Source organism: Streptomyces spinosus, from assembly GCF_020400655.1.
Classification (GTDB): Bacteria; Actinomycetota; Actinomycetes; order Streptomycetales; family Streptomycetaceae; genus Streptomyces; species Streptomyces argyrophylli.
Window position 1 is genome coordinate 40,470 of record NZ_JAINRC010000001.1, and the last position, 23,443, is coordinate 63,912.

The 23,443-nt window shown below is 73.0% G+C and carries 18 protein-coding genes; 8 read left to right on the plus strand and 10 right to left on the minus strand.

What is annotated here, in order from left to right; genetic code table 11:
- Positions 1–155 precede the first annotated feature (155 nt).
- The 5 genes from pcaH (at position 156) to LG395_RS00200 (ending at position 4,861) form a co-directional block, all read left to right on the plus strand.
- Entirely contained in the window at positions 156–929 is a 774-nt protein-coding gene (gene pcaH / locus LG395_RS00180; RefSeq protein ID WP_225807969.1) for a protocatechuate 3,4-dioxygenase subunit beta, read from the plus strand.
- Positions 930–934: 5 nt separating this feature from the next.
- Complete coding sequence (gene pcaG, locus LG395_RS00185) at positions 935–1,537, plus strand: protocatechuate 3,4-dioxygenase subunit alpha (protein ID WP_171150897.1); 603 nt, start codon at positions 935–937, stop codon at positions 1,535–1,537.
- The gene (pcaB, locus tag LG395_RS00190; protein WP_225807970.1) at positions 1,534–2,874 is read left to right on the plus strand and encodes a 3-carboxy-cis,cis-muconate cycloisomerase; all 1,341 of its coding nucleotides are present in this window, start codon (positions 1,534–1,536) and stop codon (positions 2,872–2,874) included. Before pcaG ends, pcaB begins: the two co-directional genes overlap by 4 nt.
- Positions 2,871–3,992 carry a bifunctional 3-oxoadipate enol-lactonase/4-carboxymuconolactone decarboxylase PcaDC gene (gene pcaDC, locus LG395_RS00195; protein WP_225807971.1) on the plus strand — a complete coding sequence of 374 codons (1,122 nt, stop codon included), beginning with the start codon at positions 2,871–2,873 and terminating at the stop codon, positions 3,990–3,992. Before pcaB ends, pcaDC begins: the two co-directional genes overlap by 4 nt.
- A 77-nt stretch (positions 3,993–4,069) precedes the next feature.
- Positions 4,070–4,861 (plus strand): SDR family NAD(P)-dependent oxidoreductase, encoded by a 792-nt coding sequence (locus LG395_RS00200; RefSeq protein WP_225807972.1) that lies wholly within the window; start codon positions 4,070–4,072, stop codon positions 4,859–4,861.
- A 46-nt stretch (positions 4,862–4,907) separates the two neighbouring features.
- Here LG395_RS00200 and LG395_RS00205 read toward each other — a convergent pair whose 3' ends face one another.
- The gene (locus LG395_RS00205) at positions 4,908–7,589 is read right to left on the minus strand and encodes an ATP-binding protein (protein ID WP_225807973.1); all 2,682 of its coding nucleotides are present in this window, start codon (positions 7,587–7,589) and stop codon (positions 4,908–4,910) included.
- A gap of 272 nt (positions 7,590–7,861) precedes the next feature.
- On the opposite strand from LG395_RS00205, the gene LG395_RS00210 reads away from it, so the two are divergent.
- Complete coding sequence (locus tag LG395_RS00210; protein WP_225807974.1) at positions 7,862–8,992, plus strand: DUF2510 domain-containing protein; 1,131 nt, start codon at positions 7,862–7,864, stop codon at positions 8,990–8,992.
- A gap of 137 nt (positions 8,993–9,129) precedes the next feature.
- Here LG395_RS00210 and LG395_RS00215 read toward each other — a convergent pair whose 3' ends face one another.
- A complete protein-coding gene (locus LG395_RS00215) occupies positions 9,130–9,744 on the minus strand; it encodes a TetR/AcrR family transcriptional regulator (protein WP_171150908.1) in 615 nt (204 codons plus the stop codon).
- A 228-nt stretch (positions 9,745–9,972) separates the two neighbouring features.
- Here LG395_RS00215 and LG395_RS00220 point away from each other — a divergent pair, with 228 nt between their 5' ends.
- Positions 9,973–10,773 carry a phosphatase PAP2 family protein gene (locus LG395_RS00220; RefSeq protein ID WP_225807975.1) on the plus strand — a complete coding sequence of 267 codons (801 nt, stop codon included), beginning with the start codon at positions 9,973–9,975 and terminating at the stop codon, positions 10,771–10,773.
- The gene (locus LG395_RS00225; RefSeq protein WP_225807976.1) at positions 10,770–11,726 is read left to right on the plus strand and encodes a DMT family protein; all 957 of its coding nucleotides are present in this window, start codon (positions 10,770–10,772) and stop codon (positions 11,724–11,726) included. The genes LG395_RS00220 and LG395_RS00225 overlap by 4 nt, the downstream gene beginning before the upstream one ends.
- A 91-nt stretch (positions 11,727–11,817) precedes the next feature.
- On the opposite strand, the gene LG395_RS00230 is transcribed toward LG395_RS00225, so the two are convergent.
- The 8 genes from LG395_RS00230 to LG395_RS00265 form a co-directional block, all read right to left on the minus strand.
- Positions 11,818–12,651 carry an LURP-one-related family protein gene (locus LG395_RS00230; protein WP_171150914.1) on the minus strand — a complete coding sequence of 278 codons (834 nt, stop codon included), beginning with the start codon at positions 12,649–12,651 and terminating at the stop codon, positions 11,818–11,820.
- Between the two features lie 66 nt (positions 12,652–12,717).
- Positions 12,718–14,766, minus strand: coding sequence for a phosphocholine-specific phospholipase C (locus tag LG395_RS00235; protein WP_225807977.1), 2,049 nt, complete (start codon positions 14,764–14,766; stop codon positions 12,718–12,720).
- A 236-nt stretch (positions 14,767–15,002) separates the two neighbouring features.
- Positions 15,003–17,180, minus strand: a complete 2,178-nt coding sequence (locus LG395_RS00240) for a discoidin domain-containing protein (RefSeq protein ID WP_225807978.1) — start codon at positions 17,178–17,180, stop codon at positions 15,003–15,005.
- A 114-nt stretch (positions 17,181–17,294) separates the two neighbouring features.
- Entirely contained in the window at positions 17,295–18,899 is a 1,605-nt protein-coding gene (locus LG395_RS00245) for a glycoside hydrolase family 13 protein (RefSeq protein WP_225807979.1), read from the minus strand.
- A gap of 33 nt (positions 18,900–18,932) precedes the next feature.
- Entirely contained in the window at positions 18,933–19,814 is an 882-nt protein-coding gene (locus tag LG395_RS00250) for a carbohydrate ABC transporter permease (RefSeq protein ID WP_225807980.1), read from the minus strand.
- Positions 19,811–20,764: a carbohydrate ABC transporter permease gene (locus tag LG395_RS00255; protein ID WP_171150925.1), complete on the minus strand. Its 954-nt coding sequence runs from the start codon at positions 20,762–20,764 to the stop codon at positions 19,811–19,813. The genes LG395_RS00250 and LG395_RS00255 overlap by 4 nt, the downstream gene beginning before the upstream one ends.
- A 5-nt stretch (positions 20,765–20,769) precedes the next feature.
- On the minus strand, positions 20,770–22,122 hold the full coding sequence (locus tag LG395_RS00260) for an ABC transporter substrate-binding protein (protein WP_225807981.1): 1,353 nt from the start codon (positions 22,120–22,122) through the stop codon (positions 20,770–20,772).
- 128 nt (positions 22,123–22,250) lie between these two features.
- Positions 22,251–23,249 (minus strand): LacI family DNA-binding transcriptional regulator, encoded by a 999-nt coding sequence (locus tag LG395_RS00265; protein WP_171150930.1) that lies wholly within the window; start codon positions 23,247–23,249, stop codon positions 22,251–22,253.
- Positions 23,250–23,443: the final 194 nt, after the last annotated feature.

Sequence of the window (23,443 nt, forward strand, 5' to 3'; positions counted from 1 at the left end):
CGGCCGGTCCGATTCCCACCCTTGACGGTCACCTTCTCCGGTGGCAGCGTGAGCGGCACCTCGCCGAAACAGTCAGTGCCCTGACTGTTTGGGGACTCCCCCCTGAGGAACCGGAGAGACTTCCTCCTCGAACGTCAAGGAAGCGTCAGGTGCCCATGCCTCTCACCCAAGCCGACGTCGACCGGGAGATCGCCGCGGCGCACGCCGCCTACGAGAAGCGTGTCGCCGACGGCGCCCCCGTCGAACACCACCCGCGCCGCGACTACGCGCCGTACCGCTCCTCCGTGCTGCGCCACCCGAAACGGCCCCTGGTGGCGATCGACACCAGCCGGGACCCCGATCTGGTGGAACTGCACTCCCCCGCCTTCGGCGAGCGCGACCTCGCCGAAGCCGACAACGACCTCACCCGGCAGCACACCGGGGAGCCCATCGGCGAGCGGATCACCGTCTCCGGACGGCTGCTGGACCGGCACGGGCGCCCGGTCCGCGGCCAGCTGATCGAGATCTGGCAGGCCAACTCGGCCGGCCGCTACGCCCACCGGCGCGAGCAGCACGACGCCCCGCTCGACCCGAACTTCACCGGTGCCGGCCGCGCCCTCACCGACGCCGAGGGCCGCTACCACTTCACCACCGTCCAGCCCGGCCCCTACCCGTGGCGCAACCACGTGGGTGCCTGGCGCCCGGCGCACATCCACTTCTCGGTGTTCGGCTCGGCGTTCACGCAGCGGCTGGTGACGCAGATGTACTTCCCGAACGACCCGCTCTTCCCGTACGACCCGATCCTTCAGTCCGTGACGGACGACGCGGCCCGCCAGCGGCTGGTCGCCACCTACGACCACAGCCTGTCGGTGCCGGAGTTCTCCCTCGGCTACCACTGGGACATCGTGCTGGACGGCCCGGCCGCCACCTGGACGGAAGAAGGACGCTGACCGCCATGACGATCACCGACCCGAGCGCCCCGGACCGGGTGCCCCCCACCCCGTCCCACACCGTCGGCCCGTTCTACGGCTACGCGCTGCCGTTCCGCGGCGGCGAGGAGATCGCGCCGCTCGGCCACCCGGACACGATCACCGTGCACGGGTACGTCCTCGACGGCGAGGGCGCCCCGCTGCCCGACGCGCTGATCGAGCTGTGGGGTCCGCGTCCCGACGGCACCGTCCCGCACGTGGACGGCTCCCGGCGGCGCGACCCGGCCACCGGCGGTCACCTGGGCCGCAACGGCGTGGAGTTCACCGGCTGGGGCCGCGTACAGACCGACGCGGACGGCCACTGGTATGCCCGCACCCTCCGGCCCGGCGCACGCGGCCGCAACGCGCCCTACCTCAGCGTCTGCGTCTTCGCGCGCGGCCTGCTCGTGCACCTGTTCACCCGGATCTACCTGCCGGGGGACGAGGCCGCACTGGCCGCCGACCCACTGCTGACCCGGGTGGGCGACCGGCGCGACACGCTGATCGCGGCCGAGGAGGCGGACGGCGCCTACCGTTTCGACATCCGCCTTCAGGGCGAAGGCGAGACGGTCTTCCTGGAGTTCGAGTGACATCCCCCTCCCCTCCCTGCGCCGACACCGGCCTGCTCGCCCCGGAGTGGGCGCTGACGGGCGCCGCGTCCGAGACGAGCGACCACGCGTACCTGCGGGCCCTGCTCGACGCGGAGGCCGCGCTGACCCGGGCGCAGGCCGCGCTGGGCCTCGCCCCGGCCGGCGCCGCGACGGCGGTGACCGAGGCAGCCGTCCCGGAACGGTTCGGCATCCGCTCCCTGGCGGCGCGGACCGCGGACGGCGGCAACCCGGTGATCCCGCTGGTCGCCGATCTGACCGCGGCGGTCGGCGCGGAGTACGGCCCCTACGTCCACCGCGGCGCCACCAGCCAGGACATCATGGACACCGCGACGATGCTGGTCGCCGCGCGCACCCTCGCCCCGGTCCTGGCCGACCTCGGCCGCACCGAACGCGCGCTGGCCCGGCTCGCCGCCGAGCACCGGGACACGGTGCTGCCGGGGCGGACGCTCACCCAGCACGCCGTACCGACGACGTTCGGGCTGAAGGCGGCCGGCTGGCGCTCGCTGGTCCTGGACGCGCGCGACCGCGTCACCCGGGTCCGGGACGCGCTCCCCGCCCAACTCGGCGGCGCCGCCGGGACCCTGGCGGCCTTCCGGGCGTACGGCACCGGGGACGTGACCGCTCTGACGCGGGCGTACGCCCGCGAAGCCGGGCTGGCCGCCCCGGCGTTGCCCTGGCACACCCTGCGCACCCCGGTGGCCGACCTCGCGGGGTGCCTGGCGTTCACGGCGGGCGCGCTGGGCAAGCTCGCCGTGGACGTCCTGACGCTGTCGCGCACCGAGACCGGTGAGGTGAGCGAGGGCAGCGGCGGCGGCTCGTCGGCCATGCCGCACAAGGCGAACCCGGTGCGCGCCACGCTCCTCGCAGCCGCCGCCCGGCGGGCCCCGCAGCTCGCGGCCACGCTGTACGGCTGCCTCGCCGCCGAGGACGAGCGGCCGGCCGGTGCCTGGCACGCCGAGTGGGAGCCGCTGCGCGACCTGCTCCGGCTGGTGGGCGGCGCGGCCTCCCACGCGGCGGAGCTGGCCGAGGGGCTGCGGGTGCACCCGGCCGCGATGCGCCGCAACCTCGGCGTCACCCGGGGCCTGATCGTCTCCGAGCGGCTGTCGGCCGCCCTCGCGCCCGTCCTCGGCCGGGCGCGTGCCAAGGAACTGCTGACCGAACTGGCCCGCCGCGCCCACACCGAGGACCGTCCGCTGTCCGAACTGCTGGCGGAGACCCGCGGGCTGGAGGGCGTCGATCTCGACGAGCTGCTCGACCCCGCCCACTACACCGGCTTCGCCGGTCCCCTCACCGACCGCGCCCTGGAGCGACCTTGACCGTGCACCTTCTCAACCACCGCGCGGAAGGCCCGGCTTCCGCTCCCGCGCTGCTGCTCGGTCCCTCGCTCGGCACCTCCCTCGCCCTGTGGGACCGGGTCGCGCCCGAACTGTCCGCCGCCCACCGGGTCGTCCGCTGGGACCTGCCCGGGCACGGGCGTTCGGCGGCGGACCTGATCGGGCCGGGCGCGACCGTCGACGACCTCGCCGCGCTGGTGCTGGATCTGGCCGACGCCCTCGGCGTCGACCGGTTCGCGTACGCGGGCGTGTCCCTGGGCGGCGCCGTCGGCCTGCACCTGGCCGTCCACCACCCCGAGCGGCTGACCTCGCTGGCGGTGCTGTGCTCCTCCGCCCACTTCGGCGGGGAGGCGCCCTGGCGGGAGCGGGCGGAGCGGGTGCGCCGCGAGGGCCTGGACGGGCTGGCGGACAGCGCCGGGGCACGCTGGTTCACGCCCGGGTTCAGCGTGCCGGGACTGGTCCGCGACCACCGGGAGGCCGATCCGGAGGCGTACGCCGCCTGCTGCGACGCGCTCGCCGCGTTCGACCTGCGCGACCGGCTCGGCGACATCACCGCGCCGACGCTGCTGGTGGCGGGCCGGCAGGATCCCGCGACCCCGCCCGCCCATCTGCGGGAGATCGCCGACGCGGTGCCGGCGGCGACGCTGGTGGAGCTGCCCGGGGCCTCCCACCTGGCGCCGGCGCAGTGCCCGCGGGCCGTGGTGGGCGCGCTGCGCACCCACCTCGGCGGGCCGCCGGCCGACGGCATGGCGGTGCGCCGGGACGTACTGGGCGACGCCCAGGTGGATCGCGCGCAGGCCCGGCAGACCCCGTTCACGGCCCGCTTCCAGGACTTCATCTCCCGCTACGCCTGGGGGGAGGTGTGGACCGACCCGACGCTCTCCCGCCGCGAGCGCAGCATGATCACGCTGACGGCGCTGGTCGCGCACGGCCACCTCGACGAGCTGGCGCTGCACGTCCGGGCGGCGCGGCGCAACGGGCTGAGCCCGCAGGAGATCGGCGCGGTGCTGCTCCAGACCGCCGTGTACTGCGGGGTGCCGGCCGCCAACGCGGCGTTCACGACGGCCCAGCGGGTCCTCGCCGAGGAGGAGGCGGGCTGAACGGCGAGGGTGACCCCGCCGGACGTACGCCCGGCAACGGCTCGTCGACGGCGCCCGGGCCTGCGTAGGCTGACGGCATGTCCACTGTTCTGATCACCGGTGCCACCTCCGGGCTCGGCCGGTACGTCGCCTTCGAGCTGGTCCGCTCCGGTCATCTGGTCCTGGCGCACGGCCGTGACCGGGCGCGTACCGGGCAACTGGTCGCGGAGCTGCGCACGGAGGGCGCGGCCGAGGGGTTCGTCGCCGATCTGGCCCGGCTGGCCGAGGTGCGGGAGCTGGGCGCGCGGGTGGCCGAGGCGCATCCCGGCCTCGACGTGCTGATCAACAACGCGGGCGTGGGTGCCGGGACACCCGGCTCCGGGCGCGAGCTGAGCGCCGACGGGCACGAGCTGCGACTCGCCGTGAACTACCTCGCGCCCGTGGTGCTGACCCGCGCCCTGCTGCCGGTGCTGCGGACGAACGCGCCGGCCCGGATCGTCAACGTCGGTTCGGGCGGCCAGGAGCCCGTCGACTGCGCCGACCCCGGGTTCACCCGCGGCTACAGCGGCATGTCGGCCTACCGCCGCAGCAAGTTCGCGCTCGCCGCGTACACGTTCACCCTGGCCGAGGAGCTGGCGGGCAGCGGGGTGTGCGTGAACGTGCTGCACCCCGCGACCTACATGGACACGGCGATGGTCCGCGAGGGCGGCATCACCCCGTGGAACTCCGTCGCCGACGGGGCCCCGGGCGTGCTGGCGCTGGCCACCCGGGAGACGGGCAGCGGTAGGTACTTCGACGGGACACGGCCGGCGCGGGCCCACGAGGCGACGTACGACGGGGACGTCCGCGAGCGGCTGACGGCGGTGACGGAGCAGCTGCTGGGCAGCTGACACCGGGAACGCCGGGCCGGCGCGGGCGCCCCGCCTCCGGCTCGGCTCAGTGCAGCCCCCGCCCCGTCTCCAGCACCTCCCGTGCCTGGGCCACCAGGTGCTCCGCGCCGCACGCCCGGGCCAGGTCCAGGCCCCGGCCCAGTTCCGCGACCGAGCGGGCGGCGATGCCGTACTCGACGCGGGCCGCCGCGTGCTCGTACTGGCAGGGCGAGGCCTCCAGGTAGGTGACGGCCCGCGCGGCGAGCTGGACCGCCCGCTGTCCCGTCGCCAGGGCGGCGGCGCAGCGCAGGGCCTCGCCGATGGCGGTGTCCGTGCCGAACCGCTCGGCCTGCCGGCGGGCGTCGGCCGCGAGCTGCGCGGCGCGGTCGGGGTCCTGCCCGGCGAGCGCCTTGGCGAGGTCGATGGACCAGGGCGCGAGGACCGGGTTGTGGCCGCCGCGGGAGGCGGCGGTCTTCTCGGCGGCCTCCAGTTCGTTGATGCCGTCCTCGGTGCGGCCGACGGCGAGCAGCAGCCGGCCGCGCACGGAGCGGATGTCGGGCAGCACGATGGTGGACGGGTACGGCGGCGCGAAACCGTACCGTTCGGCGGCCGACCAGGCCTCCTCGATGCGGCCCCGGGCCAGCAGGGTGTCGACCAGACCGCAGGTGGCCGACCAGTACAGCGGCAGTCGCCGGCCGACGCGCTCGGCGAGGACCAGGGCCTCGCGCAGGGTGGCCTCGGCGTCGCGCAGCCGGCCCTGCCTGCGGTAGGCGAGCCCGAGGAAGGCGTTGGCCAGGGAGAGGTGGCCGCCGTGCCAGCCGGCCGTGGTGTAGACGCGCCGGGCCTCGGCGAACAGGCTCTCGGCGCGGTCGAGCCGGTCGGCGTAGGTGTAGGCGCTGCCGAGCATCATCAGCAGTTCCATGCCCCACTCGGTGTCGGTCCAGCCGAGGCCGGGCGCGAGGCGGCCGTTGACGAGGGCGCGGTCGCACAGGTCGATGACCTCGTCGGCGCTCTCGCCGTGGGTCATCGCGTCGAAGCCGCGCAGGATCAGCAGGGCGCGTTCGGCGTTGTCGCGGCCCGTGCAGGTGCTCGCCAGCTCGGCCAGGCGCCGGGAGCGGGCCGGGGAGACGGTCTCGCCGTGGATGCCCTCCCACATGAACTGGAAGGCCTGCAGCCGCATCCGGACGGGGCCCGCCTCGTGCCGGGCGGCCTCGGCCTCGACCGTGCGGACGGCCTCCTCCAGCTGGTCGTTGTGGAGCAGCGCCTGGGAGAGGCGGACGACGGCGTCGACCCGGTCGTCGCCTCCGAGGCCGGGCATGCCGAGGGCGCTCTGCAGATGGTCGATCGTGACCCCGGGGTTGGTCAGCAGGGTGGCGCAGCCGAGTTCGTACAGGACGTGCGCGCGCACCTCGGGGAGGGGCGGCTCGGCCAGGGCGCGCTCCAGGCAGCGGCGGGCCGCATCGGGCGCGCCGACGGCGAGGTGCTCGCGGGCGGCCGCGCGCAGCTGCTCGACCAGTTCCTCGTCGTCGTCCGGATGCACCTTCAGCAGGTGCCGGGCGGCCTCGGCGGCGCCGCGGCCGCGTTCGGTGATCATCTGCGCGGCGACGCCGTGCATGGCGGTGCACACCCCGGGCGGGATGGAGTGGTAGACGGCGGTGGCGATGAGGGGGTGGACGAACTCCAGCTCGCCGTCGCCGCGTCCGGTGCCGGCGGGCGGCCGGGGTTCGGTGAGGATACGGGCGCTGCACAGGAGGTCGGCGCACGTCCGGGCCAGTTCGCCGTCCATGGTGGCGAGTTCGGCGACCATGTCGACGGTGATGCCGGTGCCGAGGATGGCGGCGGCCCAGGCGAACCGGGTGGCCTCCAGGCCGAGGCCCTTGAGCCGGTCGACCAGTCCGCCGCCGCGGGCGGCGCGGTTGAGGGCGCGCAGCTCGCCCGCCCGCGCCTCGACGGGCTGGAGTTCGCTGTCCTGGACCTTGGCGAGGAGTTCGACGGTGTCGTACGGGTTGCCGCCGGTGACGGCCCAGACCTCGCGGCAGAACGCGTCGTCGGCGTGCCGGCCGACGGTGGCGCGGGTGAGCCCGGCGGTGGCGTCCGGGGTGAGGGCGCTGAGGTTGTGGGCGGGGCGGCCCGCGGCGGCCACCGCGTCGAGCAGGCGGGCGCTGTCCCCGCCGGCCTCGCCGGGCCGGCGCGCGACCACGACGAGGACGGACAGGTCGTCGAGGCGCTCGGCGAAGGCCGCGAGCCAGCGCAGGGTCTCCTGGTCGGCCCAGTGCGCGTCGTCGAGGAGCAGGACCAGCGGCCACTGGCGGCGGGAGAGCCGGCGCACGGCGGCGACGAGTCCGTCGCAGACGTACTGCGGGTCGGCGTTGTCGGCCTGCGGCTCCGCTATGCCGAGGGCGGGACCGGCGATGTCGTACCAGTCGCCGAGGTACTCGCGGGCCTCCTCGGGCAGCAGGGACAGCAGCGCGGGCTGGAGCAGCTGCCGTACGACGTGGAACGGCACGGACCGCAGCGTCTCCGCGCCGCGCGCGGACCAGACGGCGCAGCCGCGGCGTTCGGCGACGCGCCGGATCTCGGCCAGCAGCGCGGTCTTGCCGAGTCCCGCCTCGCCCCGGATGACCAGCAGGCTGCCGGCGGACGACTGGTCCGCGCACAGGACGTCGAGCGCCTGTGCGACGGTGGCGAGCTCGGCGTCCCGCTCCCACAGGGGAGCCGAGCCGGCCGCCGCCGGCCGTCCCTCCGTCATCCCGTTACCTCCCCAGGTCGCCCGAATGACGTACGGAACCCGAGCGTAGCCGTCGGACGGAGCCTCTGGTGGCGCCTCGCGGCAGCTGTTGCCCGGCCGGGTGAAGTGAGGGGCCGGCGGACGACGCCGCCGCCCGCGCCACCAGCGGACGGGGTGTCAACGGCGCCCGCCCGAGGCGGCCACCGAGAAATCCGGGGAGAAATATTGCGCTTCGCCCCCTTGGCGGCGGATGCTCTCATCCCGCTTTCACGCTCGCCTCATACGGTGGGGGCATGACGCAGGTGACTCCTCCCGGGTGGTACCCCGACCCCGGGCAGACGAACGACGGTCCGCCCACCGAGCGCTGGTGGGACGGCAAGGCCTGGACGGACCAGACCCGCCCCGCCGGCACGGCCGCCGCGTGGGGTCCCCCGGGGGGCCCGGCGGCGGACGGCGGACCGCAGCCGGCCGGCCCGCCCCACCCGGCCGGCCCGCCCCACCCGGCGGGCCCGGCGCCCTCGGCTCCCGCCGGGTTCGGCGCCTACCCGGGGTATCCGGCGCAGCGGGGGTATCCGGGCCGGCCCGGTTACCCGGTCTATCCCGCCCAGGCGCCCGCCCCCTCCCGGCGGCGGCTGCGCACGGGCATAGCCGTCGCGGTGACGGCCGCGGTACTGGCGAGCATCGGGGTCGGCGTGTACGCCCTCACCGACGACGGCGGTGGCGGCGGCGACCGCGCCGGGTCGCGGCAGGCACCGAGCGGCGGGCAGGACGGCGGCCAGGGCGGCACGTTCGGCGGGCCCGGCGGCGGCTCGGGCGGCAGCGGCGGCCCGGGCGGGTCCGGCGGCTCCGGTGGGGCCTCGCCGTCCCCGGGCCGGTCGGACGCGCCGAAGGTCAAGGGCGGCGGCACCGTGACGGACCCGGTCAACGGCATCAGCCTGCCGGTGCCGAAGGGCTGGACCGGGCAGACGATCAGCGTCGGGGCGCAGGTGACCTCCGACGACGCCTACAAGTGCCCGGGCAACTCGGCCCAGACGTGCACCGCGGGCGGCGCCTACACGGCCCCGGCGGTGGCGCTGGGCATCGAGGCCGACACGGCGGAGGCGGTCGCGAAGGCGGACATCGCCGCCAACGCCAAGCAGTCGTACGGCGGCACCACCTACGGCAGCATCACCTCGCACGAGGTGCTGGCCTCCCGGGCGGTGACGGTGGCCGGGCAGAAGGGCTACCTGGTGCGCTGGAAGGCCGTCACCAGCAAGGGGTCCGACGGCTATGTCGAGTCGGTCGCCTTCCCCTCCCCCGACAACGCCCGGCAGATCGTGGTGGTCCGCTTCGGCGTGGACGTCGGGCAGAAGCTGTCCGTGATCGACGAGATACTCGAGGGGATCAAGGTCTCGTCCGGCGGCGGAAGCGGCCAGGACGTCTGAGAGACGGATCGGCCGGGTGGGATTCCCCTCCGCTCAAGGGGAACCCCACCCGGCCGGGGGGTGCGCGCCGCCCCCGTCCCCACGGTGCGGCGCGGGCAGGTCACCGTCCAGTCATCCCGTGAACGGCGGCCTGGTTCTCATGTCAGTCCGAGCGAGGGCAGCACGGCGGCCTCCACGAAGCGGACGAGGTAGTCGGAGTCGGCGTACTGGCCGTCGAGCATCGGGCGCACGCGCAGGACGCCGAACATCATGGCCGGGATGTACTCCAGCGCGGGGTGGCCCGCCCGGACCTCGCCCCGGGCCACGCCCCGGGCCAGGATCTCCTGGAGCGCGGCGATCTCCGGGTCCACCAGCGCCTCGCGCAGCGCCTGGGCCAGCTCCTGGTCCGTCGTCACCGCGTGCCCCAGCGCCTGGAGCAGTCGGGTGTCCTTGCCGGACCAGTCGCCCGCGGCCCGCGCGGCCCGGCGCAGGTCCCCGGCGAGCGATCCGGTGTCGATGCCGGCGAACTTCACCTGGCGGCTGGCGCGCAGCGCCGCAGCGACGAACTGCGGCTTGGTCTTCCACTGCCGGTAGAGCGTGGACTTGCTGCACCGGGTGCTGGCGGCGATGCCCTCCATGGTGACGGAGTCATAGCCGCACTGGCGGATCTGTTCCAGCACGGCGTCGAAGAACTCCCGCTCACGCTCCGGCGTGATCTTGGAGCGGCGCGAGGCGACGACCGTGTCCGGTGCGTCCGCGGCCTGCGACGTCATGCGGTGCTTCCCTTCACTCGTGTCTGTCTGCCGTGCTCGTGCGGTGCCTGGTGCCCGCGTGTGTCCCGTGCTGTTTCCAGTGTGGCGCACATCAATCGATACGCCAGTGTACCGGTACCCGACCGTATCGGTACACTGGCGTATCGGTACGGCGACGTATCGATGAGTTCCGGTGCGGACCGGGGCTCGCACCACCACACGCACCACCGTCAGCGAGGGGGCCGGGGGATGAATTCCCGAACCGAGCCTGCGGAGGCGGACGGAGAACCGGAGACTCCGGCCCGTCCGTCTCTGATACGTGAGTTCCTGCTGGTCGCCGGGCTCTTCCTGGTCTACAAACTGGGCCGCCAACTGGCCACCGGGCACACCGCGGAGGCCTTCCGCAACGCCCGGCACGTCTGGCACCTGGAGCGCGGCGTCCACCTCCCCCACGAGACCGCCGTGCAGTCCGCCCTGCTGCACGACGGCACCTTCGTCCACCTGGCGAACACGTACTACGCGACCGTCCACTTCCCGGCCACGCTCGCCTTCCTGGTCTGGCTGTACCTGAGGCAGCCCGCGCACTATGTCTGGGCCCGCCGGGTCCTCGCGGTCCTCACCACGGCCGCCCTCGTGCTGCCGTTCACGTTCCCGCTGGCCCCGCCGCGCATGCTGAGCGGGACGGGCCTGGTCGACACCGCCCGGGTCTACGGCCCGTCCGTGTACGGCCCGCCGACCAGCGACCACCTCTCCAACCAGTTCGCGGCGATGCCCTCGCTGCACTTCGGCTGGGCGCTGATGGTGGCGATCGGCCTGATGGCCGCCACCCGGTCCCGATGGCGCGGGCTGTGGCTGCTGCACCCGCTGGTCACCCTGCTGGTGATCGTGGGCACGGCGAACCACTACTGGCTCGACGCGATCGTCGCCACGGCCATGCTCGGCCTCGCCCTCGCCGTCGTCCCCGCGCCGCATCGCACGGCCCGTACGGCGGGTCGCGGCAGCGGCCTGCCGAAGCCGCGCGAGGCCGTCCTGGCGGGAGCGGGCCGATGAGCGCCGCCGCCCTGGCCGCCCTCGGCCTGTCGCTGGTGTCGGCCGTCGCCTACGCGCTCGCCGCCGTCGCCCAGGAACGGCTCGCCGCGCGCAGCGCCGGCACCGGCCTGCTGCGGCTGCTGGGCACCGGGGCCTGGTGGTCGGCGGTCGGGCTGAACGCCGCCGCCGCGCTGCTGCACGTCGTCGCCCTGAAGTACGGCCCGCTGACCGTCGTACAGCCGCTGGGCGCGCTCACCCTGGTCGCCGCCGTACCCCTGGGCGCGCGGGCGGCGGGACGGCGGGTCAGCGCGGCGGAGTGGCGCGGTACGGCGCTCACGCTGCTCGGGCTCGCCGCGCTGCTGGTCACCGCCTCCGGCCCGGCGCCCGCCCGGGTGCTGTCGCTGACCGAGGCCCTCGTGGTCGCCGGTACGACCGCCTCCGCGATCGGTGTGCTGTCCCGGCCCGGCGCCCGGCCGGGCCTGCGGCACGCCACCGCGTCCGGCTTCGCCTCCGGGGTCGCCTCCGCGCTCACCCAGACGGTGACGGTGGCGGCGACGGACCGCTCGGGCCCGGCGCTGAGCACCGAGGTGATCGTGGTCGCGGTGCTCGTCGCCGCGTTCGCCGTCGGCGGGCTGCTGCTGTCCCAGACGGCCTATCGCGGCGGCCTCGGCGCCCCGCTGGCCGTGGTCACCCTGACCAACCCGGTGGCCGCGGCGGTGATCGGGCTGACCCTGCTGGGGCAGGGCCTGCGGGGCGGCGCCGCCGGGGTGCTGCTGGCCCTCGCCGGGGCGGGACTGGCCTCCTGGGGCGTGGTGCTGCTGACCCGGGTGGCACCCGCGCCCGCCGGCGAGGACGAGGCCGGCGACGAGCACCCGGTGGCGGCCGTGCTGGCGCTGGAGCCGGGTACGGCGACCGCGGAACCGGTGCTGCTGCCCCGGCAGCCGGAGCAGCCGGGGCACCTCACGGCACTGTGACCGGGGCGTACGGCGGCGGCCGGTGCGCGGAACCTTCCGCGGGCACCGGCCGCCGTCGCCGTGCTGTTCGCGCCCCGTCCGCTCGCGCCGGTCAGCCCCAGCCGCGCGCGTCCTGCTTGAGCGCGGTGTCCACCGTCAGCGCCGTGGCCACCACGAGGCTCAGCAGCGGTTCGGGCAGCTGGTAGTGGATCTGCAGGACGTAGTTGTCCGCCGTGGTGAACAGCGTCTTGGCGAGGCCCTCCCAGGTCTTGGTGATCCGGGCGACCTCGTTGTCGGCGTGGTCGACGATCGCGAAGTTCCAGGCCCGCCAGTTCTCCGCCTTGATGGCGCCGACCTGCCGGCCGTCCGCCGTCATCGCGAAGTTGATCTTCCCGATCATGTTCTTCTGGACGATCTCACCGACCGGCGAGCCGTCCGGGCGGGTCACGACCACCCGCGACTTGAAGATCTTCGCGGGCCGGGTCAGCAGCAGCTGCGGCCGGCCGTGGGCGTCGCGGATCTCCAGCTTGTGGGTGAGGAACTGGTCCAGGCTGGAGACGAAGCGCAGGATCTTGCGCAGTACGCCCTGACCGACCTGGGTGACCGAGCCGATCTCCCGGCCGTTCTGATCCATGACCTTGTACTCGTTGGTCAGCTCGATCAGCTTGGCCTTCTGGTTCACGACCAGGACGGGCTCGGTGAAGAGGGTGCCCCCACCGGGCCCGCCGCCCGCGACGCCGGCCTGCTGCTGCACCTGGCGCTGCACCCTGGCGTCACCGGCCTGCTGCTGCGGGAAGGCCGCCTGCGGCGGCGGAACCTGCCCGGCCTGCTGCTGGGCCGGGTTGGTGTGCTCGGTCCATTGCGTGCCGTCCCAGTAACGGAGCGTCTGCGCCGCTCCGTGCGGATCCGGGTACCAGCCAGCAGGAGTGTTCGATTGCGTGGTCACCGGGGCACACTACCCTGATATGACCGGTACCTGACCAGTCCGCACGGAGCGGTGCTCATCGCCCGCTCACCCCGTGACGATGGCCGGGTCGCTGACGCCGGGCCGCCCGTTCTCCACGTGCCCGGTGAAGCGGCGCACGAAGGCCGGGTCGGCCTCGGAGGTCACGGTCAGGTCGTACCAGCGCTTGCTGCCCGCGAGCGCCACGGTGTGCCGCACGGTCGCTCCGGGCCGGACCGACACCGTCACCGGCTTGCCGCCGTAGCCGTTGGCCAGCTTCAGCTTCGCCGTGCCGGAGCCCTGGTTGGTGAAGGTGAGCTCGACGTCGTCGCCCTTGTGCCGCGCGGTGACCTCGGGGCCGGCGACCTTGTTGCGGCCCTTGAAGACGCGCAGGAAGCCGTTGGGGCCGTGCACGGAGAGGTCGTAGTCGCCGCCGGAGTACGCCGAGTTCCAGGTGTCCGAGAGCGTCTTGCCGGCCTCCGTGGTGTACGTCCAGGGGCCGTCGGTACGGCTGTTGGACGTGACGAGGAAGACCGCACCCGCGTGCGCGCCCGAGGCGAAGGTGAGCGTGAACTTGCCGGCCGCGGTGTCCGCCGAACCGTCGACCACCGGGGCGTACCTTAGCGGGCGGGTGGGCCGGCTGCCCCGCTCCTGCCGGGGAAGGGTGCCGTTCGCGGGAGGCTTGGGCACGTAGTCGGGGTGGCGGTCGTGATCCTTGGGCAGGTAGCCGGCCGTGGAAGGCAGCACGACCCGCGCGGTGTCCTTGCGGGAGAAGTCGAAGGCGCTCGTCAGGTCGCCGCACACGGCCCGCCGCCAGGGCGAGATGTTCGGCTCCTGGACACCGAAACGACGCTCGATGAACCGGATGATCGAGGTGTGGTCGAGGGTCTCCGAGCAGACGTACCCGCCCTTGCTCCAGGGGGAGACCACCAGCATCGGCACCCGCTGGCCGAGCCCGTAGGGGCCGGCCGGGTGGCCGGCGTCGCCCTTGAACAGGTCCGGCGCGGGGTCGACCGTCGACTTGCCCTGGGCGGCCGAGGCCGGCGGGAAGGGCGGGACGACGTGGTCGAAGAAGCCGTCGTTCTCGTCGTAGGTGATGAACAGCGCGGTCTTCCCCCACACGTCGGGGTCGGAGGTGAGCGCGTCCAGGACCTGGGAGACGTACCAGGCGCCGTAGTTGGCGGGCCAGTTCGGGTGCTCGGTGAAGGCCTCGGGGGCGACGATCCAGGAGACCTGGGGCAGCTTGCCGGCCCGGACGTCCGCCTTCAGCTGGTCGAAGAAGCCCTCGCCCTTGCGGGCGTCGGTGCCGGTGCGGGCCTTGTCGTACAGCGGGTCGCCGGGCTTGGCGTCACGGTACTGGTTGAAGTACAGCAGCGAGTTGTCGCCGTAGTTGCCGCGGTAGGCGTCGTCGATCCAGCCCCAGCCGCCGTTCGCGTCGAGGCCGTCGCCGACGTCCTGGTAGATCTTCCAGGAGACCCCGGCCCGCTCCAGGCGCTCGGGGTACGTGGTCCAGCCGTAGCCCGCCTCGTCGTTGCCGAGGACCGGGCCGCCGCCCTTGCCGTCGTTGCCGGTGTACCCGGTCCACATGTAATAGCGGTTCGGGTCCGTGGAGCCGATGAAGGAGCAGTGGTAGGCGTCGCAGATGGTGAAGGAGTCGGCGAGCGCGTAGTGGAAGGGGATGTCGTCGCGGGTGAGGTACGCCATCGTCGTGGCGGACTTGGCGGGTACCCACTTGTCGTACTTTCCGCCGTTGAAGGCGGCGTGTCCGTCGTTCCAGCCGTGCGGGAGGTCCTGGATGAAGGCCAGGCCGAGGTCGTCGGCGTCCGGGTGGAAGGGCAGGACGTCCTTCGTGCCGTCGGACTGCTTCCAGACGGACCTGCCGTTCTGGGTGACCGGACGGGGGTCGCCGAAGCCGCGGACTCCTCGGAGCGAACCGAAGTAGTGGTCGAAAGAACGGTTCTCCTGCATCAGGACGACGATGTGCTCGACGTCCTCCACCGATCCGGTGCGGTGGTGGGCGGGCAGGGCGGCCGCGCGCTGGATGCTGCTGGACAGCGCCGTGAACGCCGTGGTGGCGCCCGCGATCTGGAGGAAGCGCCGCCGGTTGACTTCGGGCATGGGTGAGGGTCCTCTCGTCCTGACGTACGCGATACCCGCCAGATGACGGAATCCGCGCGGAGCGAGTGTTCCAAGAGCAGCGAACGTCAGGGAAGGGTGCGGTGGCGCGCACATGAAGTCGTGGGTACGGGAGGAAACCGGGTGCCGTCCGCACCCTCACCAGCCCCGTGGGGCGCGCGGGCGCCCCGGCCCGTCGTGGTGCCGGGGCGCCCGGTCCTGGGTGCGGGACGGGTCGGTCAGGGGGTCTGGTAGGCCTCCACCTCGCTGAACTGGCCGGCCGGCCAGCCCGTGTTGGCGGTGACGGTCAGGCGCAGGTAGCGCAGGTTCGTGCCGCTCGGCAGGGTCACGGTCGCGGTGTTGCCGGTGGCCGGGTCGAAGCGGTAGCCCTGCGCTCCCAGTACGGTCGAGTAGCCGGAGCCGTCGGTGCTGCCGAGCACCGTGACGGTCTGGGTGCGGGCGCCCCAGGCCGAGGACGGCGGCAGCTTCAGCACCAGGCGGCGCACGGCGTAGGAGGAGCCGAGGTCGACCGTGAGGGACTGCGGGAAGGCGTTGTTGGTGGACTCCCAGTACGAGTTCGCGTCGCCGTCGACCGCCTTGCCGGGGGTGTAGACGTCCTGGGAGCCGGTCGCGGTGGCCGGGCGGCCCTTGGCGAGGTTGCGGTTCGGGTCGGGATCCGGGTTGCCCTGGCCGGGCTGCGGCCAGGTGGAGCAGTCCGACCAGGTGCTCGACCAGCCGGAGTTGCCGCCGCCGTCGGTGAGGCTGAAGGAACCGGAGTTCGCCGGGTAGGGGCAGTTGTAGACGCCGGCCGCGCCGACCTGGGTGGCGGTGACGTTCTTGAAGGTCGCCGCGCCCTGCGCCTCGGCCTGGACCACGACCGTGCCGGTGTTCCGCACGGTCGCGCCGGTGACGTTGACGTTCCGCACCGGGTAGCCCTGCCCGCCGCCGGAGACGAACTCGAAGGCGCTGTAGGGGCTGTCGGTGATCGTCGTGTTGGTGATGTTGACGGTCGCGTTGATCGTGCTGTCGTAGGAGTCGACGCGCAACGCGCCCATGGGGTGGTTCCAGTTGGGGTTCATCGCACCGGTGCGCACCAGGGTGTTGCCGTCGACCGTGATGGTGCCGGCGAGGGGGTTGAACGGATCGAGGAACTTCTGGTTGGAGATGGCGATACCGCTGCCGAGGGCGTTGGTGTCGGAGATGAGGTTGTTGCGTACGGCGATGTCGGTGCCGCCGTAGATGGCGATGCCGTTGGCGAGGTTGGGCTGCGAGATCGTGTTGTTCTCGAAGCTGGAGTCGGTGTCCGGGGAGTACAGCGACCACATGGCGAGGGAGTCGTCGCCCTGGTTGCGCAGGAAGTTGTTGCGGACGCGGACGCCCTTCGCCGTGCCGTTGAGGTTGAGTCCGTCGGCGGTGGTGTCGAGGATGCGGTTGTTCTCCACCACCAGGTTGTCGTTGTTGCCCGTGAGCCACAGGCCGACCTTCAGGTGCTGGATCCACATCCCGGACACGGAGCTGTTCGGCCCCAGCGAGCCGTTGACGAAGTTGTCCGGGCTGGAGTCGACCCGTTCGGTCACCTCGCCGATGACCGCGAAGTCCTTGACGCGGACGTTGCCCGCCGAGCCGGACTGGTCGATGAAGCGGGAGGTGTGCACGACCGAGTACCAGCTGCCCGCGCCCTGGAGGGTCACGTTCTGCACGCCGCTGAGCGAGGAGGTGAGGCGGTAGTCGCCCGGCGGTATCCACACGGTGCCGCCCTGGGCGGCGGCGATGGCGTCCCGGAAGGCCTGGGTGGAGTCGCCGTTGCCGCTGGGGTCGGCGCCCTTGGAGACGACGGACACCGAACCGGCGGGCTGGCCCGCGGCCGGGGCGACCTGTTCGAAGTCGGCGACGTCGACGGTGACCTGGACGCCCGCCGCCTCCACGGCGACCTTGTCGCCGGCCTGGACGTTCTGCCCGAGCAGCATCCGGGTGTTGTCGAAGAAGTGGTGCGTCTTGGCGCCGGGGATCCAGCCGGTGTCGATGTACGAGTACTTGGAGGTCACCGGGAGGGTCTTGGCGAGCCTGGTGCCGTTGACGTACACGTTCAGGGCGCCGGACTGGCCGTCCGGCACGCTGTAGGCGATGTTCACCGCGTTGGCGGCGCGCGGCACGGTGAACTCCACCCGCTGCCCGGCGGACAGCCGGACGGCCTGCCGGCCGGAGGCCTCCGAGGCGAGGCTGCCCTGCGTGTAGTCCGGACCGATCTTGGTGCCGTTGCCGGCCGCCGACTCGGCCTCCACGGAGGTGAAGGGGAGGGTGGCGCCCGCGGCCGCGTGGGCGGCCGGGGCGATGCTGACGAGCATGCCCGCGGCGAGGGCGACGACCGCCCCGATGGCCGGCATGCGCCGGAGGTGTCCTGCGGTGCTGCTGTGCATGTGCTGATCCCTTCGTGGTGGGGGTGCGTGGGATAGCAAGGTGCGTACGGGCGCGGCTCGGACGCGCGGCCGGCCGCCGTGCTGCTGGGCCGCGCCGCCGGGCCGCCGTGCGGCTCAGGCGCGCAGCCAGGCCGCCGTGTCCCGCGGCAGCCGTCCCGCGTCGTCCAGCGGGCCGCTGCTGAGCAGGAGCTGCGAGTGCGCGGGCAGTACGGCGGGCGTGGCCGCGAGGTTGGCCACGCACAGCGCGTCCGCGCGGGAGAAGGCCAGCACGCCGTCGGGGGCGGGCAGCCAGGTCAGGGGGCCGTCGCCGAACTGTGGGCGCAGTGCGATGGCCTCGCGGTAGAGGGAGAGCATCGAGTGGGGCTCGCGCTCCTGGCGGTCGACCGCGTACGAGGGCCAGTCGGCCGGCTGCGGCAGCCAGGGCTCCTCGCGGGAACCGAATCCGGCGTACGGCAGACCGGCGGCCCACGGCAGCGGCACCCGGCAGCCGTCACGGCCGGGGTCGGCGCCCCCGGAGCGGAAGTACATCGGGTCCTGGACGCGGTCGGCCGGGATGTCGGCCTCCGGCAGGCCCAGTTCCTCGCCCTGGTACAGGTACACCGACCCGGGCAGCGCCAGGGACAGCAGGGCGGCGGCCCGCGCCCGCCGGGTGCCGAGCGCCAGGTCCGTGGGGGTGCCGAAGGCCTTGGTGGCGAAGTCGAAGGCGGTGTCCTCGCGGCCGTACCGGGTGACCGTGCGGGTGACGTCGTGGTTGCACAGCACCCAGGTCGCCGGGGCGCCGACGGGGGCGTGCTCGGCGAGGGTGGTGTCGATGGAGGCGCGCAGCCGGCCGGCGTCCCACGGGCAGGACAGGAAGGAGAAGTTGAAGGCGGTGTGGAGTTCGTCGGGGCGCAGGTAGCGGGCGAAGCGTTCGGGATCGGGGAGCCAGACCTCGCCGACGAACACACCGCCGTACTCGTCGGCGACCCGGCGCCAGGAGCGGTAGATGTCGTGGAGCTCGTCGCGGTCGACGAACGGGTGCGGCCGCGGGTGCGCGGCGAGGTCCGGGAGGTCCGGGTCCTTGGCGAGGAGGGCGGCGGAGTCGATGCGGACGCCGGCGACACCCCGCTCGAACCAGAAGCGCAGGATGTCCTCGTGCTCCTGGCGGACCACCGGGTGCGCCCAGTTGAGGTCGGGCTGTTCGGGGGTGAACAGGTGCAGGTACCAGTCGCCGTCGGGCAGCCGGGTCCACACCGGGTCGGTGGAGCCGACGAACTGGGACGGCCAGTCGTTCGGCGGGAGTTCGCCGTGCGCGCCGCGTCCGGGCCGGAAGTGGAACAGCTCGCGCTCGGGGCTGCCCGGTCCGGCGGCGACCGCGGCCCGGAACCAGGGGTGCTGGTCGGAGACGTGGTTGGGCACGATGTCGACGATGGTACGGATGCCCAGCTCACGGGCTTCGGCGATGAGTTTCTCGGCCTCGGCGAGGGTGCCGAAGGCGGGGTCGATGGCCCGGTAGTCGGCGACGTCGTAGCCGCCGTCCTTCAGCGGGGACACGTACCACGGCGTGAACCACAGGGCGTCCACGCCGAGTCCGGCGAGGTACGGCAGCCGGGCGCGGACGCCCGCGAGGTCGCCGGTGCCGTCGCCGTCGCCGTCCGCGAAGCTGCGGACGTACACCTGGTAGATGACGGCCGAGCGCCACCAGTCAGGGTCCTTCCGGGCATGGCTGGGCTGTCCCACTGGGCTTGCCTTTCTGTAGACGGGTCGGCGGCGTCAGCCCTTGGTGCTGCCCGCGCTGATCCCGGCGATGATGTGCCGCTGGAAGACGAGGAACAGCGCCACCATCGGGATGCTGGCGATCACCATCGCGGCGATGAGCACGGTGAGCTGGATGTTCTGCGACAGCTGGACCAGGGCGACGCTGATCGGCTGCTTGCCGGTGTCGGAGAAGACCATCAGCGGCCACAGGAAGTCCTGCCACACGGCGACCAGCGCGAAGATCGACACCACGCCGAGCACCGGCCGGGACATGGGCAGGACGACGGACCACAGGATGCGGAGCTTGCCGGCGCCGTCGATCTCGGCGGCCTCCAGGACATCGCGCGGCAGCTGATCGAAGAAGCGTTTGAGCAGGTAGAGGTTGAAGGCGTTGGCGACGGCCGGCAGCCAGACGGCGAGGGGGTCGTTGAGCAGGCTGGTGTGGATCAGCGGCAGGTCGGCGACGGTCAGGTACTTCGGGACGACCAGCGCCTGCGCCGGGACCATGAGGGTGGCGAGGATGCCGCCGAGGACCACCTTGCCGAAGGCGGGCCTCAGCTTGGACAGGGAGTAGGCGGCGGCCGTGCAGAACACCAGCTGGAAGGCCCAGGCGCCGGCCGCCTGGACGAGCGTGTTCCCCAGGTGCCGCGGGAGCTCCATGAGGTCCCAGGCGTCGGTGTAGCCGCTGAGGTGCCAGTGCTCGGGGAGGAGCGTCGGCGGGGTGCGGGCCACCTCGTCCGGGGACTTCAGGGCGCCGGTCACCATCCAGTACACCGGGAAGAGGAAGGCGAGGGTGAACAGGACCACGACGGCCGTGAACACCGTCCAGTACAGGGCCTTGCCGCGGGGGCGGGCGAGGGTGGCCGGGGAGATCAGGGTGCGGGTGCCGGTGGTCATGCGTCCCCCTCGGAGCGGGTGAGCCGCAGGTAGACCGCGGAGAAGGCGCCGAGCAGCAGCAGGAGCATCACGCTGAGGGCGCAGGCGCCGCCGAAGTCGTTGTAGAGGAAGGCGTACTTGTAGATGAGGTAGAGGACGGTGACGGTGGCGTTCTCGGGGCCGCCGCCGGTGATGACGAACGGTTCCGTGAACACCTGCATGGTGGCGATGATCTGGAGCAGCATCAGCATCAGAATCACGAAGCGGGTCTGCGGGACCGTGACGTGCCGGACGCGCTGGAGGAGGCTGGCGCCGTCCAGTTCGGCCGCCTCGTACAGCTCGCCGGGGATGGACTGCAGGGCCGCCAGGTAGATGAGGACGGTGCCGCCCATGTTGGCCCACGTGGCGACGATGACCAGGGAGACCAGCGCGGTGTCGGTGCCGTTGGACCAGTTCGAGGTGGGCAGGTGCAGCAGGCGCAGCGTCTCGTTGGCGAGGCCGGCCCCGGGATCGTAGAACCACTTCCACAGCAGGGCGCTGACCACCGGCGGGATCATCACCGGCAGGTAGACCACGACCCGGAAGAAGGCCTTGGCGTGCCGCAGTTCGTTGAGCACGAGGGCGAGGACGAAGGGGATCGCGAAGCCGATCAGGAGGGCCAGCAGGGTGAACGTGAGGGTGTTGCGCCAGGCGGCCGTGAACTCGGGGTCGTGCAGGACCCGGGTGAAGTTGGCGGTGCCGACCCACTCGGGCGGGGAGCCCGGGGTGTACTTCTGGAAGGCGATGACGACCGCGCGGATCGCCGGGTACCAGGAGAACAGGGCGAAGCAGAGCAGGCCGCCGAGGAGGAAGCCGTAGGCGCGGACCTGGTCGGCCAGGCGGCGCCGCCTCCGGTCCCCTGCCGGGGGCGGCGCCGGGACCGGGGGGACGGCGGCGTGTGCCGCCGGCCGTCGCTCGGCCGTCTTCGTCATGGCGGTCAGCTCCGGGCCAGAATGCTGTCGATCTTGCCGGACGCCTCCTTGAGGAGCTGGTCGATGTCGGCGTCCTTCTTGGTCAGCACGGCGGAGACGGTGCCGTCGAGGACGGAGTAGATCTGCTGGGCGTGCGGCGGCTCGATCTTCAGCTGGAGCTGGTGGTTGCCGTCGAGGAACGCCTGGTAGTTCTCCACCGGGACGTTGGCGTTGGCCTTCTTCACCCGCTGGTCGGTGGCGTCGGCGGCACCGGTGAACAGGCGCGGCTCGGGCAGGCCGACGGGTGCGTCGTGCTTCTTGGCGCGCGCGTAGTCGCCGAGGAAGCCCTTGCCGGGGGTGAGGAACATGTGGTCGAGCCACTTCAGGCCGGCCCGGATCTGGGCGGGCGTGGCCTTCTTGTTGAACATGTAGCCGTCGCCGCCGATGAGGGTGCCCTTGCCGCCCGGCATGGGAGCCAGGGCGAGGTCCTTGTAGTTGCCGCCCTTCTCCTTGACGAGGATCGGGATGTTGTCGGGGGCGGCGAGGTACATGCCGAGCTTGCCCGAACCCATCATCTGCTGCACGTCGTTGATGACGAGGAGCTGCTTGCTGCCCATCGAGTCGTCGGTCCACCGCATGTCGTGCAGGTTCTCCAGGACGGCGCGGCCCTCGGGGGTGTCGACGGTGGCCTTCTTGCCGTCCGCGCTGACGACGTCGCCGCCCTGGGAGTACAGCTCGGAGGTGAAGTGCCAGCCGCCCTGGTTCTGCGCGCTGTAGTCGGCGTAGCCGACGGTGCCGTCGCCGAGGGCGGCGATCCTCTTGGCGGCGGCGCGGACCTCGTCCCAGGTCACCGGGGGCTTGTCGGGGTCCAGGCCGGCCTTCCGGAAGAGCGCGCGGTTGTAGATCAGCCCCATGGAGTATCCGGTGCGCGGGATGCCGTAGACCTTTCCGTCGACGGTGTAGATGTCCCGCAGCTGCTTCTGGATGCTGTCGTAGCTCTTGAGTTCCTTCAGGTACGGGGTGAGGTCGGCGGCCTGGCGGACGTCGACGACGTGCCGCGCGTCCGTGAAGTACGTGTAGAACACGTCCTCCATCTGGCCGCCGGCGAGCTTGGCGTCGAAGGTCTTGGGGTCCTGGCAGGGGAAGGCGTCGTGCGCGACGACGTCGATGTCCGGGTTGGCCTCCTCGAAGGCCGCGGTGTCCGCCTCGAAGAAGGAGCGGTCGAGCTTGGCGCTCCTCGGCGGTTCGCAGTTGACGGTGATGCGGGTCTTGCCGCTCGCCGAATCGTCGTCACCGGACCCGCAGGCGGTGGCGGCGAGGGCGAGGGAGGAACAGACGCCGATCGCGAGGACGGTACGGCGGAACCCGGTGTGTCTCATCGGTGGACCCCTCATGGCACTCATGGCAGGAGCGGTGGGCGTCGCACACTCAAGCACCGTGGACATCGGCGCGCAAGATGTCGCGCGGAATCTGCAATTGTTCGACAGGAGGCTGGATCTTCCGGAGTTCAGTCGCGCGGAGCTTGCGCGGTGGAGCCGCGCACCACCAGTTCCGGCTCGAACAGCAGCTCCTCGGCGGGTACGGCGGTGCCCCCGATCCGCGCGTTCAGCAGCTCCACGGCCGCGCGTCCCATGGCCTCGATGGGCTGGCGGACGGTGGTCAGCGGGGGCTCGGTGCAGTTCATGAACGCCGAGTCGTCGTAGCCGACGACCGAGATCCGGCCCGGGACGTCGTGGCCCTTGCGGCGCGCCGCCCGGACGGCGCCGAGCGCCAGCGGGTCGGAGGCGCAGATGATGCCGGTGACGCCCCGGTCGATCAGGCGTGCGGCGGCGGCGTGGCCGCCCTCGAGGGAGAAGATGGCCCGCGCGACGAACTCGTCCGGCAGCTCGCCGGCGATCGCCCGGGCGGCCGCCAGCTTGCGCGCCGACGGCACGTGGTCGCCGGGGCCGAGCACCAGTCCGATGCGCTCGTGGCCGAGGGAGGCCAGGTGCCGCCAGGCCTGCTCGACGGCCACGGCGTCGTCGCAGGACACACCGGGGAAACCGAGGTCTTCGATGGCCGCGTTGACCAGCACGACCGGGATGTTGCGCTCGGCGAGCAGCCGGTAGTGGTCGTGCGGCGCGTCGGCCTGGGCGTACAGGCCGCCGGCGAAGACGACACCGGAGACCTGCTGCTGGAGCAGCAGCTCAACGTAGTCCGCCTCCGACACCCCGCCCTTGGTCTGGGTGCACAGCACCGGGGTGAGCCCCAGCTGGGCCAGTGCGCCGCCGATGACCTCGGCGAACGCCGGGAAGATGGGATTCTGCAGCTCGGGCAGCACGAGACCGACGAGCCGGGCGCGCTCGCCGCGCAGCTGGGTCGGGCGCTCGTAGCCGAGGACGTCGAGAGCGGTCAGCACCGCCTGCCGGGTGGCCTCGGAGACTCCGGGCTTGCCGTTGAGGACCCGGCTGACCGTGGCCTCGCTGACCCCGACCTTCTTCGCCACTTCCGCAAGTCGTCGCGTCATGGACGCAAGCGTATCGCAAACCATGCAAGCGGCTTGCGTAGCGGTCCCAGTGGGACCGGCGGACTCGGTGGCGTGCCGGAGCAGTGGGGGTGCGCGAGCAGTCGGAGAAGTGGGGGTGCGCGAGCAGCCGGTGGCGTGCCGGACGCGTCGAGGGATGCGCAAGCAGTCGGTGGCTGCCGGACGCGGCGGGGTGC

Excerpts from the sequence above, each read along its gene's own strand:
- pcaH (WP_225807969.1), top strand. The coding sequence starts at position 156 with ATGCCTCTCACCCAAGCCGACGTCGACCGGGAGATCGCCGCGGCGCAC.
- pcaG (WP_171150897.1), top strand. The coding sequence starts at position 935 with ATGACGATCACCGACCCGAGCGCCCCGGACCGGGTGCCCCCCACCCCG.
- LG395_RS00200 (WP_225807972.1), top strand. The coding sequence starts at position 4,070 with ATGTCCACTGTTCTGATCACCGGTGCCACCTCCGGGCTCGGCCGGTAC.
- LG395_RS00205 (WP_225807973.1), bottom strand. The coding sequence starts at position 7,589 with ATGACGGAGGGACGGCCGGCGGCGGCCGGCTCGGCTCCCCTGTGGGAG.
- LG395_RS00210 (WP_225807974.1), top strand. The coding sequence starts at position 7,862 with ATGACGCAGGTGACTCCTCCCGGGTGGTACCCCGACCCCGGGCAGACG.
- LG395_RS00215 (WP_171150908.1), bottom strand. The coding sequence starts at position 9,744 with ATGACGTCGCAGGCCGCGGACGCACCGGACACGGTCGTCGCCTCGCGC.
- LG395_RS00220 (WP_225807975.1), top strand. The coding sequence starts at position 9,973 with ATGAATTCCCGAACCGAGCCTGCGGAGGCGGACGGAGAACCGGAGACT.
- LG395_RS00225 (WP_225807976.1), top strand. The coding sequence starts at position 10,770 with ATGAGCGCCGCCGCCCTGGCCGCCCTCGGCCTGTCGCTGGTGTCGGCC.
- LG395_RS00235 (WP_225807977.1), bottom strand. The coding sequence starts at position 14,766 with ATGCCCGAAGTCAACCGGCGGCGCTTCCTCCAGATCGCGGGCGCCACC.
- LG395_RS00240 (WP_225807978.1), bottom strand. The coding sequence starts at position 17,180 with ATGCACAGCAGCACCGCAGGACACCTCCGGCGCATGCCGGCCATCGGG.
- LG395_RS00250 (WP_225807980.1), bottom strand. The coding sequence starts at position 19,814 with ATGACCACCGGCACCCGCACCCTGATCTCCCCGGCCACCCTCGCCCGC.
- LG395_RS00255 (WP_171150925.1), bottom strand. The coding sequence starts at position 20,764 with ATGACGAAGACGGCCGAGCGACGGCCGGCGGCACACGCCGCCGTCCCC.
- LG395_RS00260 (WP_225807981.1), bottom strand. The coding sequence starts at position 22,122 with ATGAGACACACCGGGTTCCGCCGTACCGTCCTCGCGATCGGCGTCTGT.
- LG395_RS00265 (WP_171150930.1), bottom strand. The coding sequence starts at position 23,249 with ATGACGCGACGACTTGCGGAAGTGGCGAAGAAGGTCGGGGTCAGCGAG.